Origin of the sequence: Klebsiella sp. 18074, assembly GCF_902705905.1 — a bacterium.
Lineage (GTDB): Bacteria > Pseudomonadota > Gammaproteobacteria > Enterobacterales > Enterobacteriaceae > Klebsiella > Klebsiella terrigena.
The window spans coordinates 1-15020 of sequence record NZ_CACSIS010000006.1; the positions used below are offsets into that span (position 1 = coordinate 1).

General features: G+C 61.3%; 13 protein-coding genes. 10 read left to right on the forward strand and 3 right to left on the reverse strand.

Annotation, left to right across the window (positions count from 1 at the left end):
• The first annotated feature begins 437 nt into the window (after window positions 1-437).
• Complete coding sequence (locus GVK32_RS07650; RefSeq protein ID WP_159869863.1) at window positions 438-2150, forward strand: ABC-F family ATP-binding cassette domain-containing protein; 1713 nt, start codon at window positions 438-440, stop codon at window positions 2148-2150.
• Between the two features lie 55 nt (window positions 2151-2205).
• On the opposite strand, the gene GVK32_RS07655 is transcribed toward GVK32_RS07650, so the two are convergent.
• Complete coding sequence (locus GVK32_RS07655) at window positions 2206-2805, reverse strand: inorganic diphosphatase (protein WP_159869865.1); 600 nt, start codon at window positions 2803-2805, stop codon at window positions 2206-2208.
• A 256-nt stretch (window positions 2806-3061) separates the two neighbouring features.
• Between GVK32_RS07655 and adhP the strand changes: the two genes are divergently transcribed.
• Entirely contained in the window at window positions 3062-4072 is a 1011-nt protein-coding gene (gene adhP / locus GVK32_RS07660) for an alcohol dehydrogenase AdhP (RefSeq protein WP_159869867.1), read from the forward strand.
• A 42-nt stretch (window positions 4073-4114) separates the two neighbouring features.
• On the opposite strand, the gene GVK32_RS07665 is transcribed toward adhP, so the two are convergent.
• Window positions 4115-4675, reverse strand: coding sequence for a hypothetical protein (locus tag GVK32_RS07665; RefSeq protein ID WP_159869869.1), 561 nt, complete (start codon window positions 4673-4675; stop codon window positions 4115-4117).
• 293 nt (window positions 4676-4968) lie between these two features.
• On the opposite strand from GVK32_RS07665, the gene GVK32_RS07670 reads away from it, so the two are divergent.
• The 6 genes from GVK32_RS07670 to GVK32_RS07695 are packed head-to-tail and all read left to right on the forward strand — an operon-like array spanning window position 4969 to window position 12082.
• Window positions 4969-6591, forward strand: coding sequence for a TIGR04028 family ABC transporter substrate-binding protein (locus GVK32_RS07670; protein WP_159869871.1), 1623 nt, complete (start codon window positions 4969-4971; stop codon window positions 6589-6591).
• 10 nt (window positions 6592-6601) lie between these two features.
• On the forward strand, window positions 6602-7546 hold the full coding sequence (locus GVK32_RS07675) for an ABC transporter permease (protein ID WP_159869874.1): 945 nt from the start codon (window positions 6602-6604) through the stop codon (window positions 7544-7546).
• Window positions 7543-8394 carry an ABC transporter permease gene (locus GVK32_RS07680; RefSeq protein ID WP_159869877.1) on the forward strand — a complete coding sequence of 284 codons (852 nt, stop codon included), beginning with the start codon at window positions 7543-7545 and terminating at the stop codon, window positions 8392-8394. The genes GVK32_RS07675 and GVK32_RS07680 overlap by 4 nt, the downstream gene beginning before the upstream one ends.
• Window positions 8391-9995, forward strand: a complete 1605-nt coding sequence (locus GVK32_RS07685) for an ABC transporter ATP-binding protein (protein ID WP_159869880.1) — start codon at window positions 8391-8393, stop codon at window positions 9993-9995. The genes GVK32_RS07680 and GVK32_RS07685 overlap by 4 nt, the downstream gene beginning before the upstream one ends.
• Complete coding sequence (locus GVK32_RS07690; protein WP_159869883.1) at window positions 9992-10981, forward strand: putative FMN-dependent luciferase-like monooxygenase; 990 nt, start codon at window positions 9992-9994, stop codon at window positions 10979-10981. Before GVK32_RS07685 ends, GVK32_RS07690 begins: the two co-directional genes overlap by 4 nt.
• A gap of 9 nt (window positions 10982-10990) precedes the next feature.
• Window positions 10991-12082, forward strand: a complete 1092-nt coding sequence (locus tag GVK32_RS07695) for an alkylhydroperoxidase domain protein (protein ID WP_159869886.1) — start codon at window positions 10991-10993, stop codon at window positions 12080-12082.
• A 37-nt stretch (window positions 12083-12119) separates the two neighbouring features.
• Here GVK32_RS07695 and araJ read toward each other — a convergent pair whose 3' ends face one another.
• Window positions 12120-13271: an MFS transporter AraJ gene (gene araJ, locus GVK32_RS07700; protein ID WP_159869889.1), complete on the reverse strand. Its 1152-nt coding sequence runs from the start codon at window positions 13269-13271 to the stop codon at window positions 12120-12122.
• Between the two features lie 338 nt (window positions 13272-13609).
• Here araJ and ppk2 point away from each other — a divergent pair, with 338 nt between their 5' ends.
• Both ppk2 and GVK32_RS07710 read left to right on the forward strand, forming a co-directional pair.
• Window positions 13610-14428: a polyphosphate kinase 2 gene (gene ppk2 / locus GVK32_RS07705; RefSeq protein WP_159869892.1), complete on the forward strand. Its 819-nt coding sequence runs from the start codon at window positions 13610-13612 to the stop codon at window positions 14426-14428.
• A gap of 122 nt (window positions 14429-14550) precedes the next feature.
• Complete coding sequence (locus tag GVK32_RS07710) at window positions 14551-14982, forward strand: VOC family protein (RefSeq protein WP_159870189.1); 432 nt, start codon at window positions 14551-14553, stop codon at window positions 14980-14982.
• The last annotated feature ends 38 nt before the right edge of the window (window positions 14983-15020 follow it).

Here is a 15020-nt window from a genome sequence, read left to right on the forward strand (position 1 = left end):
TTTACGGGCCGTAAGTAATCCATAGATGCAAATGTCAGATTGCTATGCGCCTGTTAGGGCGCGGCTGGTAACAGAGCCTTATAGGCGCATATGAAAAACCTCCGGCTATGCCGGAGGATATTTATTTGCTCACCGCTCTTGCCCCGCCTCCCTGCCATTTTTAGCCGCTAGCTAAATCGACGATCGCCCTCTACACTGCCGGCACCCATCAACTAACTGAATAGAAAAGGAGGATCCCATGCCGTACTGTGAAATGTTTAATTTTTCACATACATTTGGCGATCGCACCCCCTCAAGCGTTATCGGTATCGTGCTGCGATAACTTTAGCTTGAGCGAAGAAACCAAACCTTAGTCCCCTTCCCTCGGGCTTACCGGGTTATCGTCAGCGATGTTTGACGAGGCATTCTCATGCCTGTAACTCTTGAGTAAGTTCACAATGAGCACATTCTTAACCGCACAATCTCTGTACGTTGAAACGGCATTTGGCCCCTTATTCAACGATCTCTCCTTTACCCTCAAAAAAGGCGACCGCGTTGGCCTGATTGGCTATAACGGCTGCGGAAAAAGTACCTTACTGCAGGTGCTCGACGGGACGCTTACGCCCAATTCCGGCCGCGTGGCGCTGGCTAACCACTGCCTGATGGCCCGCGTGGAGCAGCATCTGCCGCAGGCTGTACTAGCGCAATCTCTGGTGCAGGCGGTACTCGCTCGCCTCCCCGCCGCGGGTCGGGAAAACCATCGCTGGCAGGCGGAGCGCCTGCTGGCTGAAATGGGCTTTGACGGCGGCAGCTTCGAGCAGCTGGCGGCCACCCTGAGCGGCGGCCAGCATACCCGGCTGCTGCTGGCGCGGGCCCTGATTCAGCAGCCTGACCTGCTGCTGCTTGATGAACCCGGCAACCATCTCGATCTGCCGACCCTGCTGTGGCTGGAAAGCTTCCTGCAAACCTGGCAGGGGAGCTTCGTGGTGGTGTCGCACGACAACCTTTTATTGGATGCTGTAACTAATAGCAGTTGGATCCTCCGCGACAACTGCCTGCACGCCTTCTCTCTTCCCTGCAGCGCCGCTCGCCAGGCGCTGCAGGAGCAGGACGAAAGCGACGCCCTGCGCCATAGGGCCGAGCAAAAGGAGATCGACCGCGTCACCGCCAGCGCCAGGCGGTTAGCCACCTGGGGCCAGGTCTATGACAACGAAGATCTCTCGCGCAAAGCCAAACAGATGGAAAAACAGGTACTGCGTCTGCAGGAGAACCAAACCAGCGTGACCGCCGGAACGCCGTGGCGGCTGGCGCTGCACGGCGACGCGGTGCAGGCCGACCGGCTGCTGGAGATGGAAGGACTGCCGGTCCCGCCGGCGCCGGGTCTGCCCGCCCTCTTTACCACCGGGCTGGCGCGGCTGAAAAGCGGGGATCGGGTCGCCATTATGGGCCGCAACGGCGGCGGAAAATCGTCGCTGCTGCGCCTGCTGTGGCGACAGCTGCAGCAGCCGACGCCGGACGCCGGGCTGCGCCTGCATCCCCGCCTTAGCCCGGGTTATTATGACCAGACGCTGCATCAGCTTGACGATAATCACAGCCTGCTGGAGGCGCTTGAGGCCTTCGCTCCGGCGCCGGAGGCGCGTAAACGCGCGCTGATTTCCGCCGGATTCGGCTGGGCTCGTCACGGGCAGAAAGTCAGCACTCTTAGCGGAGGCGAGCGCTCCCGCCTGCTGTTTGTCGGGCTGTCGCTGGCGCGCTATAGCCTGCTGCTGTTAGATGAGCCCACCAACCATCTAGATATGGAAGGCAAAGAGGCGCTGGGGGATACGCTGCGGGACTACCCCGGCGGCCTGCTGCTGGTCAGCCATGATCGCCAGCTGATCGCTCGCAGCTGTAACCGCTTCTGGCTTATCGACGACCAGGGCCTCAGCGAATGGCACGACGTTGACGAGGTCTATGCCCGGCTGGGCAATGCGACCGGCCGCGGCGAGTGGTCAGCCCGGGCGCCAGCGGCGGTAACGCGCGTGGAGGAGAGCGACGCGCTGCTGGAACGGTTGATTAGCCTGGAGCAGCGCCTGGCCGAAGATATGGCGCGCAAGCCTAAGCACCAGAAACCGCAGCAGCAGGCGCAGTGGCTAGAGGAGATCGCGGAAATCAATGCCAGACTGAGTTAACACCCAACCCACCCGGCCCACGGCGTCAAGCCTGGGCCGGGTGGCGTGTGGCAGATTATTGCGGCTGCTTCGCTTTCCAGGCATCCCATGCCTGTTTAATTTCCTGCTTCGCCGCCGCGGCATCGTTAAAGCCGTTCAGCTCGACCTTTTTACGGCCCTCCGGCAGCTGCTTATAGACCCGGAAGAAGGCCTGCAGACGCTCCTGCTCCATTTTCGGCAGATCGCTGATGTTCTTAACATCATCATAGGTCGGGTCAATTTTGCTGGCCGGCACGGCGATGATTTTATCGTCCTTCTCGCCGCCATCGATCATCTTCAGTACGCCAATCGCCCGCAGCTTAATCAAGGTGCCGGGCGCCATCGGCGCACGGGTATAGAACACCACGTCAAGCGGATCGCCATCACCGGCCAGCGACTGGGTCAGCGAGCCGTAGTTGGCCGGGTAAGCCACCGGCATCGACTGGAAGCGATCGGCGATGATAAACCCGGTTTTGGCGTCAGTTTCATATTTGATAATACCGCCGGTCGGAATTTCAGTAACCGCATAAAACTCCTCCGGATTGTTTTCCGGCTGCGGAAAATCCAGCACGTTGTGGGCCTGAGCGGCGGCGGAGAAGAGCAGAGTTGTGGCGAGGATGCTTTTTACCAGATGCATTGGGTTATCACTCTGTTGTTATAAGAAATTGTCCGCTAACAGCCTGCCGGTCGGCTATGAAAGGAATATGACCAATTAATGACGAAAATATTAACAGCCATAATATTGACTAAAAAACGAACCTTTTGCTATCCGTGCTGATTGATACCACATTTTTCACTATCGAACTTGCATTACGCGGCATAAGAGTCAATCCTTAATGAGTATTATTCACAAAGAACGCGACGTAATTTGTCACTAATATCAAGGAGAAAACATGAAAGCTGCCGTTGTCACTCACGACCATCAGGTCAATGTAACGGAAAAAACGCTGCGCCCCCTGCAACATGGCGAAGCGCTGCTGAAAATGGACTGCTGTGGCGTCTGCCACACCGACCTGCACGTCAAAAACGGCGATTTTGGTGATAAAACCGGGGTTATCCTCGGACATGAGGGCGTCGGCGTGGTTCTGCAGGTTGGCCCCGGCGTCAATTCACTGAAACCCGGCGATCGCGCCAGCGTGGCATGGTTCTTTGAAGGCTGCGGCCACTGTGACTACTGTAATAGCGGCAACGAAACGCTCTGCCGCTCGGTAAAAAACGCCGGTTTTACCGTTGACGGCGGCATGGCTGAAGAGTGCATCGTCACCGCCAACTACGCGGTAAAAGTGCCGGATGACCTCGACTCCGCGGCGGCCAGCAGCATCACCTGCGCCGGCGTTACAACCTACAAAGCGGTGAAGGTCTCCCACATCAAGCCGGGCCAGTGGATTGCGATTTACGGCCTCGGCGGCCTGGGTAATCTGGCACTGCAGTATGCGAAAAACGTCTTCAATGCCAAAGTTATCGCCATCGACGTCAACGACGAGCAGCTGAAGCTGGCCGCAGAGATGGGCGCCGACCTGACCATCAACTCCCGCAGCGAAGATGCGGCGAAGGTGATTCAGGAGAAGACCGGCGGCGCCCATGCCGCGGTGGTCACCGCCGTCGCGAAGGCCGCCTTCAACTCCGCCGTTGACGCAGTGCGCGCCGGCGGCCGCGTGGTGGCCGTTGGCCTGCCGCCGGAAGCCATGAGCCTCGACATTCCGCGACTGGTGCTGGACGGCATCGAAGTGGTGGGTTCGCTGGTCGGTACCCGTCAGGACCTGATTGAGGCCTTCCAGTTTGCTGCCGAAGGGAAAGTGGTGCCGAAAGTGACGCTGCGCCCGCTGGGCGATATCAACGCCATCTTTAAAGAGATGGAACAGGGGCAGATCCGCGGCCGGATGGTTATCGACTTCCGCCGCTAGCCCCTGCGCCTCTCCCGAATCGGGGAGAGGCGTCTGCTCAGGCTATACGCACGGCCCCGTCGCGCACCCGTACATCATGTACAGCGGCACCAGCGGGATCAGCGCAATGGTTCCGAGGGTAGAAAGGGTTTGCGTTCGATCGTTGATCGAGACTACCACCGGGCTGGAGAGCCGCCAGGACTCTTCAAGCTCGTTCGGGTCCCCTGCCGTCCAGTAGCCGCTCGCTTTAAACAGCACGCCGAGATGTTCACTATCCAGCGCCGTCGCTTTATATTCATTGGTTAATATCGCCTGCTGCGCCGCGTCCAGCTTACGCTTATCAAGCACCACCAGATATTCCGCCACCACCTCATGCTGCTCAACCGCAAAATTTACCCGCACGCCCGAGGCAACTTTATTAAAACGCTGGTAGAAGCTGCTGTAGCGCTGGTACTCCTGCGGAGCGCCGTCGCGATAAAAGCGATAGGTATATTTATTGGACACCGCAATAACACCGGCCGAGATGGGCTTAACTTTGGTTATAGTATCGGTCGGCGGTAAATTCGGCGCCGCGGTACAGCCGGTCAATACCGCCACTGCCAACGCCAGTAAATATTTCAGCATTACCCTTTTCCCGTTTAGCAACATTCACTTATCAGCCATTAATCTATCAACCTTAAGTATCATCTCAATCTTTTTATTAAATTATGGGATTAGTGCCAGCCGACAAAATAAAAAATCCTTAACGCATTCACCCCGCAGTAAAGCGGCGAAAGAGGATCCCACCAACGCCGAAGTTATTTGAATACTGAAGCGTATTAATGCTTTTTACGCACATGCTTAGCGCAATTCCTTCGTTCCTTTGTCAATAACCGCGCCGGATGATGACAACACAATAGATAACAAAGGAATTCACCATGCAAAGCCGTTTTCGCCTGCCCGCGCTGGCAGCACTCTTTTTATCAGGCGCCTTTTCCGCCTGGGCCGCCGATACGCCGGTTAAAGGCGGCACCCTGATCTATCTTGAGCAGCAGCCGCACACCAACCTTTATCCGCCTGCCGGGGGCTTCTACCCCAACGGCGGGATCCTCAACCAGATCACCGATAAGCTGACCTGGCAGAACCCCAAAACCTTAGCGGTCGAGCCGTGGATTGCCGAAAGCTGGACCACCAACGCCGACAAAACCGAATATACCTTCAGGCTGCGCCCCGGCGTCACCTTCTCCGACGGCACCCCGCTGGATGCCAACGCGGTCGCGAAAAACTTTGATACCTACGGGCTGGGGAATAAAGCCCACCGCCTGCCGGTCTCGGAGGTGATAAACAACTACGATCGCAGCGAGGTCATCGACCCGTTGACGGTAAAGTTCTATTTCAAAAAGCCGTCGCCGGGATTCCTGCAGGGCACGGCGACCATCGGCTCGGGGCTGGTGTCGCTTAGCACGCTGCAGCGCAATTTCGAAGAGCTCGGCGACGCGCGCAATATTATCGGCTCCGGGCCGTTCAGCGTTAAAGATGAAAAGCCGGGCCGCGAGCTGACGCTGGTTGCCCGCAAGGATTATCAATGGGGACCCAAAAATCTGCCGCAGCAGGGGCCGGCGAACCTCGACGGCATTACCTTTATCGTGACCCCGGAAGATAGCGTGCGCATCGGCGCGCTGCTGGCGGGCCAGGCCGATTTTATCCGCCAGGTGCAGGCCTACGATGAAAAGCAGACCACCGACCAGGGCTTTACCCTCTACGCCGCGCCAACGCGCGGAGTGAACGACAGCCTGAGCTTCCGCCCGGACAACCCGCTGGTTTCCGACCTGCGCGTGCGCCAGGCGCTGCTGCATGCCACTGACGCAAAGCAGGTCGTCGATACCCTGTTTTCCGCCAACTATCCGCAGGCTACCTCGGCCATCGCCAGCTCGGCGGCGGGCTATATCAACCTCAGCGACAGGCTAACCTTCGACCCGGCTAAGGCCAACGCCCTGCTGGACGAAGCGGGCTGGAAAAAGGCCGCCGACGGCATTCGGGCCAAAGATGGCCAGCGGCTGGCGCTGACGGTCTACGAATCGCTGCCGCAGCCGCAAAATAAAGAGGTGCTGCAGCTGGTTGCTCAACAGTGGCGGCAGGTCGGCGTGGCGCTGAGCGTCAAGGCCGGAGACGCCGGCAGCCGCACCCTCGATAACCTCGATCCGCTGAAAACACCGCTCACTGTGTCCGAAGTCGGCCGCGCCGACCCGGACGTGGTGAAAAGCATGTTCTTCCCGGGCAACCGCGATGCCCTGCTGCAAAAAGGCGGCTCCAGCGACAAGGTGCAGAGCTTCCGCGACGATAAACTCAACGCCCTGCTCACCGCCATCTCCGCCGAGGTTGACGCGCAAAAGCGCCTGCAGCTGACCGGCGACGCCCAGCGCTATCTGCTGGATAACGCCTACGTGATCCCTATCTTTGAGGAGCCGCAGGTCTTTGCCGGCGCGAAATGGGTGAAAGGCGTCAGTTTTGAAGCGGTTGGCCGCCCGTCGTTCTACGGCGCGTGGCTCGACAAGCGCTAAGGAGCCGACGATGAGCCACTATCTTCTCAGCCGGCTGGGCCAGGGTCTCCTGGTGCTGTGGGCGGCGTTCACCCTCTCCTTCGTGCTGCTGCAGGTCCTGCCGGGGGATGCGGTGCTGATCAAGTTCCAGAATCCGGACCTTGGCCTCAGCCCGGCGCAAATCGCCGAAATGCGCCTCGCCTACGGCGCCGATAGCCCGCTGTGGCGGCAGTACCTGCACAGCCTGCTGGCGATGCTGCGCGGAGATTTTGGCTACTCGCTGCAGGCGGGGATCGCGGTCAACGCCCTGCTCGCCAGCAATCTTCCGCAAACCCTGAGCCTCGCGCTCCCGGCCTTTATCGTGGCGATCGCGCTGGCGTTTACCCTCGCCTTCGCCGCCCGGCTGCCGGGGCTGCCCTGGCTGAGCAACGCCCTGCAATCGCTGCCGGTGCTGTTTATCTCCCTGCCGACCTTCTGGCTCGGCATCGCCCTGATTCAGCTGTTCTCCTTCCAGCTGCGCTGGGTCCCGGTGATCAACCCCAGCCCGCTACAGGGGCTGATCCTGCCGATTATTGCCGTCGCGGTGCCGATCTCCGCGCCGCTGGCGCAAATACTGCTGCGCAGCATGGACCAGGTTGCCGCGCTGCCTTTTGTCGCCGTCGCCCGGGCCAAAGGAATGAGCGAAACCGGCGTGCTGTGGCGGCACGTCATCGGCAACGCGCTGCTGCCGGTGCTGAACATCGCCGGCCTGCTGCTGGGCGAGCTGATCGCCGGAGCGCTGATTACCGAAACTGTATTTGGCCGCGGCGGCCTCGGGCAGCTCACCCAACAGGCGGTGAATAATCAGGATATCGCCGTCCTGCAGGCGGTGGTAATGATCTCGGCCCTTGGCTTCGTGCTGATTAATCTGCTGGTCGATCTGCTGATGCCGCTGTTCGATCCTCGTCTGAAACCGCTCGCCGGAGGTGCCCTATGAGCCTGGTCGATTACGCTATCGCCGCCCGCAGACGGACGTTTAGCCGGCGCACCCTGCGCCTGCAGCCGGGGCTGTGGCTGGCCTGGGCGGTCATCGTTACCGCCGTGCTGCTGGCCGTCGCGCCGCAGCTCTTTACTCCCTATAACCCGCTGGAAGGGATACCCGGCGCCCAGCGCCTGGCGCCGCAGGCCGGACACTGGCTCGGCACCGACCAGCTAGGTCGCGACCTGTGGGCGCGAATTGTCTACGGCGCCGTGCACTCCCTCAGCGCGGCGCTGGCGGCGGTCGCCATCGGGCTGACCGTCGGCAGCGCGCTCGGCACCCTTGCCGGCGCCGCCGCCGGACGCGTGGAGTCGGTGGTGATGCGGCTGGTTGACGTCCTGCTGGCGATCCCTTCGCTGCTGCTGTCGCTGACGGTGATCATCATCCTCGGCTTCGGCACCGTTAACGCCGCCGTGGCCGTTGGCGTCGCCGCGATTGCCAGCTTTGCCCGTCTGGCGCGGGCGGAAGTGGTCCGCGTACGCCATAGCGATTACGTCGAAGCGGCTTACGGCAGCGGCGGAACCTTCTTCGCCGTCTTCTGGCGGCATATTCTGCCGAACTCGCTGACCGCCGTGCTGGCCTTCGCCACCCTGCAGTTCGGTCAGGCGATCCTCGCGCTCTCGACCCTGAGCTTTCTCGGCTACGGCACCCCGCCGCCGGTCCCGGAATGGGGGCTGCTGATTGCCGAAGGGCGTAACTATCTTTCAACCGCCTGGTGGCTGACCACCTTCCCCGGCGTGACGGTGGTGGCGGTGGTGCTCGCCGCCAACCGCATCAGCCGCCAATTTAGCGGAGAACGCGCATGAACGTATTAAGCGTCGAAAATCTGCGCATCAGCTACCGCTCCCGGCAGGAGTGGCGCGAGGTAGTGCATGGCGTCAGCTTTAGCGTCAGGCGCGGCGAAATGCTGGCATTCGTCGGCGAGTCTGGCTCCGGCAAGACGACCACCGCCCAGGCGATTATCGGCCTGCTGGCAGATAACGCCCGCCGCGACGGCGGGAAGATCGTCATTAACGCCGAGGATATCAGCGGCTGGTCGGGTAAGCGGCTCGATAGCCTGCGCGGCGCGCGCATCAGCCTGGTGCCTCAGGACCCGGGTAGCTCGCTGAACCCGGTGCAGACCATCGGCGCCCAGGTTGGGGAGATCCTGCGCCTGCATCAAAGGCACGGTGCCGCCGAGCGTAAGAGTCAGGTGCTGGCGCTGCTGGAGAAAGTCGGCCTTAGCCATCCGGAGCAGCGCTTTAACCAGTATCCGCACCAGCTCTCCGGCGGCATGAAGCAGCGGGTGCTGATCGCCATAGCCATCGCCCTGAAGCCAGATTTAATCATTGCCGACGAGCCCACCAGCGCCCTCGACGTCACGGTACAAAAGCGCATTCTCGACCTGCTCGATACCCTGCGCCGCGAATCCGGCACCGCGGTGCTGTTTGTGACCCACGATCTGGCGCTGGCGGCGCAGCGCGCCGACCGCCTGCTGGTGTTTCGCCACGGCGAGATTCAGGAGCACGGCGCTACGGCAGACGTCATCCACACGCCGCAGCACGCCTACACCCGCCAGCTGCTCAGCGACCTGCAGGGGCAAAACCTCACCATCTCCCCGGCGGACGGGCGCTGGCTGGCGACGCCGGCTATTCGCCTGGAAGGCGTCAGCAAGCGCTTCTCGTTGGGCCATTCGCATCTGCAGGCGCTGGACAGCGTGAGCTTCGAGGTGCGGCGCGGCAGCACCCACGCGCTGGTCGGCGAATCCGGTTCAGGGAAAACCACCCTCGCGCGGATCCTGCTCGGCTTTGAGCGCGCCGACAGCGGCGAGATTGCCATTGACGGCATCAATGCCGGACATTTAAGCCGCGAAGCGCAGCGCCAGCTGCGGCGCAAAATTCAGTTCGTCTACCAAAACCCGTTCGCCTCCCTCGACCCGCGCCAGACGCTGCAGGAAATTATCGAAGAGCCGCTGAAAAACTTTGACCGGTTCAGCCCGGCCCAGCGGCGCGTCCGCGTCGAGGCGGTTGCCGCCAGGGTCGCCCTCGCCCCCGAGCTGCTGGCGCGAACCGCCCGCGAGCTCTCCGGCGGCCAGCGCCAGCGGGTGGCGATTGCCCGCGCGCTGGTGCTGGAGCCGACCATTCTGGTACTGGATGAAGCCACCTCGGCGCTCGACGTCACGGTGCAGGCGCAAATTCTTGCCCTGCTGCAGCAGCTCCAGCAGCAGCTGGGGCTGACCTATCTGTTTATTACCCACGATCTGGCCACGGTGCGCCGCATCGCCCACAGCGTGACGGTGCTGCGCGCCGGCCTGGTTGTCGAACACGGTGAGGTTGGCCGCCTGTTCGCCGCGCCGCAGCACGATTACACCCGCGAGCTTATCGCCGCTATTCCCCACTTTTCCACCTCAAGCAAGGAGGTTGCATGACGCGTAAACGTCTGGGCTTTTTCACCCGTCTGCTGGACGACGCGGCGCCGAAGGAGCGCTATCGCCTGGCGACCGAGCAGATCCGCCACGCCGAACGACTCGGCTTCGATAGCGCGTGGATTGCGCAGCACCATTTCCATGAGCATGAGGGCGGCCTGCCGTCGCCGCTGGTGTTTCTCGCCCATGCCGCCGCGCATACCGAACGTATTCGCCTTGGCACCGCCATCATTACCCTGCCGATGGAGGATCCGCTGCGCGTTGCCGAAGACGCGGCGGTGCTGGATCTGCTCGCGGACGGGCGGCTAGAAGTGGGCTTTGGTTCGGGCGGCACGGCGACCTCGTTTTTACCCTTTGGCTTAACCAGCGAACGGCGGGGAGAGGTCTTCGCCGAACACCTGCATCTGATCCACAGCGCCTGGCGCGGCGATTCGCTGGCCCATCCGGATAACCATCTCTACCCGCCGGCGCCGCAGCTTGCGGAGCGCATATGGATTGCCACCTTCTCCGCCGAGGGGGCTGTCCGCGCGGGCCAGGCCGGGCACGGGCTGATGCTCTCCCGCACCCAGCCGCGCCCCGTCGGTCAGCCGCTGCTGCCGCTGGACGCCATTCAGAATCCGATTATCGACGCCTACCTCAGCGCGCTCCCGGCGGGGGTCGCACCGAGGATCCTCGCCTCACGCACCGCGTTTGTTGCCGACAGCCGTCAGTACGCCCTGCAGGTGGCGGAGCCGGGCCTGCGTCGTCAGGCGGCGGCGCACCGCGCTGCCGGACATCAGCTTATTGGTGACACCGTCACAGATTATCTTTCTCAGCTGGATGCGCACGTCGGCGATGTCGAACAGGTGAAGGCTTCGCTGGCGCAGGATAGCGTACTGGCGCGGGTGACCGATATTTCGTTCCAGGTCCACTCCGTTGAGCCCGCGCACCACGACACGCTGCGATCCATCGAGCTGATCGCTCAGCATATTGCCCCGCAACTACAGTAAGGAGTCACCATGACACTGAGTCAGGATATTTTGGCTGAGCTGGCCGATATTGCCCCAAATTCCGCATTGGCCGAGGCCCGCGCGGTGCGCGAAGCGGCCGCCCGCCATGCCCAGGGCAGCTATGAAACGCTGTTCGGTCAGCAGGAGGTGGATTTTCCGCTGAGCGAGCGCTTCGCGGTTGCCGCGAAGGTGGCCAAGCTGCACCAGGCCGACGCCCTCGCCGCCCACTACGCCGGATTCGGCCTTGCCGACCCGACGTCGCCGCGGCTGATCCCGGCGCTGGGATTTGCCCGCCTGCTGACCTTTACCCCAATCGAGGCCACGCCGTCGGCGCTGCAGGCGTTAACTCACGCCGGCTGGAGCCTGCGGGCGGTGGTCACCCTCGCCCAGCTCATCGCCTTTGTGAGCTTCCAGAGCCGGCTGATCGCCGGTCTGCGGCTGCTGAACGGTAAACCGGCGGCCAGCGCGGAAACGCCGGTGGTTGCCGGCTTCTGGCATACCGCGCCGCAGACGGTCAGCGGTAAGCGTGCGCCGGTGCACTTCACCCGCGATGAGCTGAGCTGGGAGCCGTGGATCGCCGCCAAACCGCTGGACGAATTCAGCGCAGCCGAACAGGGTATTCTGGCGAAATATGGCCACAGCGACTCGCCCTACTTTCGTCTGCTGGCCCGCAACCAGCCGCTGCTGGAGCAGCGCACGCTGACCGACAGGGGCATCTTCTACACGCCGGGTGGGCTGCCGCGCGCCGAAAGGGAGCTGGCGGCGACGGTGGCCAGCAAAGTTAACGGCTGTATTTATTGCGCGTCGGTGCACGCCCGCAAGGCGGCCCAGCTGGCAAAAGAGGAGACGGCGGTGGAAACGCTGCTGGCGGTAACGCCGGGCGATAATCTCAGCGACGGCCAGTCGGCGCGCTGGCAGACGGAAATTGATTTTGCCGCGGCGGTCTCTGTCACCCCGTCGGCGCTCAACGCTGCCCATCTGGCCGCCGTTGAGCATCAGGGGCTCGATACCCTCGCCCAGCTCGACCTGCTGCAATCCGCCGCCTTTTTCGCCTGGGCAAACCGCCTGATGCTGACCCTCGGGGAGCCGTTTACGGATTGACTCTTCGGCCCCGTGCGTCGCTCCAGGCGCACGGCGGCTAGCGGAGGCTGCGCTGATAGCAGGCGTAAATCAGCAGCGAACTCATAGCGAAGAAGGAGAGCCCGGCGGCAGGCAGCGCAACCGAACTCCAGCCAAAGCCCCAGGTCAGCATCATTCCCCCGCACAGGGCGCCAATCGCGCTGCCGAGGTTAAAGGCAATCTGTCCCCCCGCCGCCCCCAGCATCTCCCCGCCGCGGGCGTTTTGCAGCAGCAAGATTTGCAGCGGCGCCGCGAGCGCAAACAGACCGGTACAGCAGATAAAGGCCAGCAGCAGCGCCGCCGGCTGACGATCGCCGAAGATAAACATCAGCAGCAGCACCACGGCAATCATGCCGTCGGTGGCGGCAGCAATGCGCAAGGGGCTAAAGCGGGTGGAAATTTTGCCGCTGAGCACATTGCCCAGCACCATTCCCAGGCCGACCAGCATCATAATAAAGATGATCGCGCCTTCGGAAAAACCGGCAACGTTAATCATAAACGGCTTGATATAGCTGAACCACGCAAATACGCCGGCGTTACCAAACAGCGTCGCGGCAAATATCAGCCACGGTGCCGGTGATTTTAAAAAGTAAAACTGTTCGCGCAATCGCGTCGTCGATTTATCAAATAGCGTCGGCACCCAGCGGATAATAGACAGAAATACCGCGACGTTAAATATAGACAGAGCCAGGAAAGTGTCGCGCCAGCTAAACTGGTGCCCGAGCCAGGTTCCGGCAGGCACGCCAATGAGATTCGCTACCGTCATCCCGCCTATCATCCCGGCGACCGCCGCGGTGACTTTTCCCGGCGGGGCTATTTTCGACAAGATAATCGCGCCGACGCCAAAAAAAGCGCCGTGGGGAAAACCGGAGACCAGCCGGCCGACCGCCAGCATGGAATAGCTCGAAGAAAAGGCAAAAACGGCATTACCGATAACGCTGAGCGCGACCAGAAATAGCATGATCGATTTTAACGAAAAGCGGCTTGAGACCAGCGCCATCACCGGCGCGCCGATCACCACCCCACAGGCGTAATAAGAGATCATATTGCCGGCGACGGGGATCGAGATCCCCACGTCGTGGGCCACTTCCGGCAGTACGCCCATGATGCCAAATTCCGCCATTCCCAGACCAAAGGTGCCAAGCGCTAACGAAAAAATAGTCTTTTTCATACTTCTGAACCTTAAATAACTCAGGCCTGCTCTGGCCACAAACGGGCGCGACGACAGGCCGGGCAACGTGGCAAACAGGTCAATCCCGGGCGGTATAACCTTTTGTTTTTACTTTCGGTCGGCATTATTGTCCATTCGGCAACCGCAGGCCAGACAAAAACGTGAAGTGACCTGTTTATCCATATAACGGCGCGATCGCTGCATGAATATCGCTTCTGCCGCTTAATTAGCGGGCAGCGCGGCTGCGGTGAATGAATATTTTCCGCCGTACGCTGGCGCTGTTATTACACTTCATAGTAGAGCGCTGACCCGGCGCGATACACGACGGAGAAGAGCCCATGGGAAATAAGAAAAAGAGCAAAGCCATCGACAGCGTCGGTAAAACCGAGCCGCTCGGCGAAAAAGAGTATCAAAAGGCGCTACGCAAGCTGCACGTTGAGCTGGTCAAGCTGCAGCTGTGGGTCGTCAGCCAGGGGCTGAAGGTCTGCATCGTGTTTGAGGGTCGCGACGGCGCGGGGAAAGGCGGCACCATCAAAGCCATCACCGAGCGGGTCAGCCCGCGCGTGTTTCGGGTTATCGCCCTCCCGGCCCCCACAGAGCGCGAGAAGAGCCAGCTCTACTATCAGCGCTATATTCCCTTTTTACCCGCCGCCGGAGAGATAGCGATCTTCGACCGCAGCTGGTACAACCGCGCCGGCGTCGAGCGGGTGATGGGCTTTTGTACCCCCGAGCAGACGGATAAGTTCCTTGAAGGCGCGCCGATGGTCGAGCGGGCGATGGTCGAGTCCGGGATCATTTTGCTGAAATACTGGCTGGAGGTCACCCCGGAGGAGCAGGAGCGCCGCCTGCGCGACCGCATCAACGACGGGCGCAAGATCTGGAAGCTGTCGCCAATGGACATCAAGTCGTTTAACCGCTGGGACGACTACACCGCCGCCAGGGACGCGATGTTTGCCGCCACCGATACCGCCTGGGCGCCGTGGTTTGTCGCCCGCTCGGAGGAGAAGAAGCGCGTTCGCCTGAACATCATTACCCACCTGCTGGCGCAGATCCCCTACAAGAACCCGCATCTCGATCCGGTGAAATTGCCCAAGCGCAAAACGGGCAAGACGAAATCTACCGAGTACCCCTTCCGTTTTATCAAGGAACATTTCTAGTCTCTCCCGCCGGCTCCCGCCCGTTTTGGCGATCGCCGATGGCACAATTCGCACTTTACCTCAGGTTAACCTGAGGTATTACCGTTGTCGGCAGAGCAAAACGACCAGACAGGAGCAGCATGATGCAGGAGGTCGACAGCGGTTTTACCCACGTCGCTTTTATGGTGCGCGATCTGCAAAAAAGTATCGATTTTTATACCCGCTACACCGCAATGCAGGTGATCCACCGGCGCTCGCCCGATCTGCCCTCCGCGCGCCACGTGGCGTGGCTGAGCGACCGCACCCGCCCGTTTGCGCTGGTGCTGGTGCAGACGGATAGCCACACCGATACCCCGCTTGGGCCCTTCGGTCATCTCGGGGTAGCCTGCGCGACGCGCCAGGAGGTCGATGAAAAAACTGCGCTAGCGCGCCGCGAGGGGGTGCTGCGCAGCGAGCCTGAGCAGCTCGGCGAGCCGGTGGGCTACTACGTGTTTTTTGCCGACCCGGATGGCAATACCCTCGAGCTCTCCTGGGGCCAGCGCGTGGGGCTGGAGGTCCTGAGCGGCGAAGGCTAAAAAAATGGCGCGACATCGGTCGCGCCATGCAGAATTCC

Excerpts from the sequence above, each read along its gene's own strand:
- GVK32_RS07680 (WP_159869877.1), top strand. The coding sequence starts at position 7,543 with ATGAGCCTGGTCGATTACGCTATCGCCGCCCGCAGACGGACGTTTAGC.
- GVK32_RS07685 (WP_159869880.1), top strand. The coding sequence starts at position 8,391 with ATGAACGTATTAAGCGTCGAAAATCTGCGCATCAGCTACCGCTCCCGG.
- araJ (WP_159869889.1), bottom strand. The coding sequence starts at position 13,271 with ATGAAAAAGACTATTTTTTCGTTAGCGCTTGGCACCTTTGGTCTGGGA.
- GVK32_RS07650 (WP_159869863.1), top strand. The coding sequence starts at position 438 with ATGAGCACATTCTTAACCGCACAATCTCTGTACGTTGAAACGGCATTT.
- GVK32_RS07710 (WP_159870189.1), top strand. The coding sequence starts at position 14,551 with ATGCAGGAGGTCGACAGCGGTTTTACCCACGTCGCTTTTATGGTGCGC.
- GVK32_RS07670 (WP_159869871.1), top strand. The coding sequence starts at position 4,969 with ATGCAAAGCCGTTTTCGCCTGCCCGCGCTGGCAGCACTCTTTTTATCA.
- adhP (WP_159869867.1), top strand. The coding sequence starts at position 3,062 with ATGAAAGCTGCCGTTGTCACTCACGACCATCAGGTCAATGTAACGGAA.
- GVK32_RS07690 (WP_159869883.1), top strand. The coding sequence starts at position 9,992 with ATGACGCGTAAACGTCTGGGCTTTTTCACCCGTCTGCTGGACGACGCG.
- GVK32_RS07665 (WP_159869869.1), bottom strand. The coding sequence starts at position 4,675 with ATGCTGAAATATTTACTGGCGTTGGCAGTGGCGGTATTGACCGGCTGT.
- GVK32_RS07675 (WP_159869874.1), top strand. The coding sequence starts at position 6,602 with ATGAGCCACTATCTTCTCAGCCGGCTGGGCCAGGGTCTCCTGGTGCTG.
- GVK32_RS07695 (WP_159869886.1), top strand. The coding sequence starts at position 10,991 with ATGACACTGAGTCAGGATATTTTGGCTGAGCTGGCCGATATTGCCCCA.
- ppk2 (WP_159869892.1), top strand. The coding sequence starts at position 13,610 with ATGGGAAATAAGAAAAAGAGCAAAGCCATCGACAGCGTCGGTAAAACC.
- GVK32_RS07655 (WP_159869865.1), bottom strand. The coding sequence starts at position 2,805 with ATGCATCTGGTAAAAAGCATCCTCGCCACAACTCTGCTCTTCTCCGCC.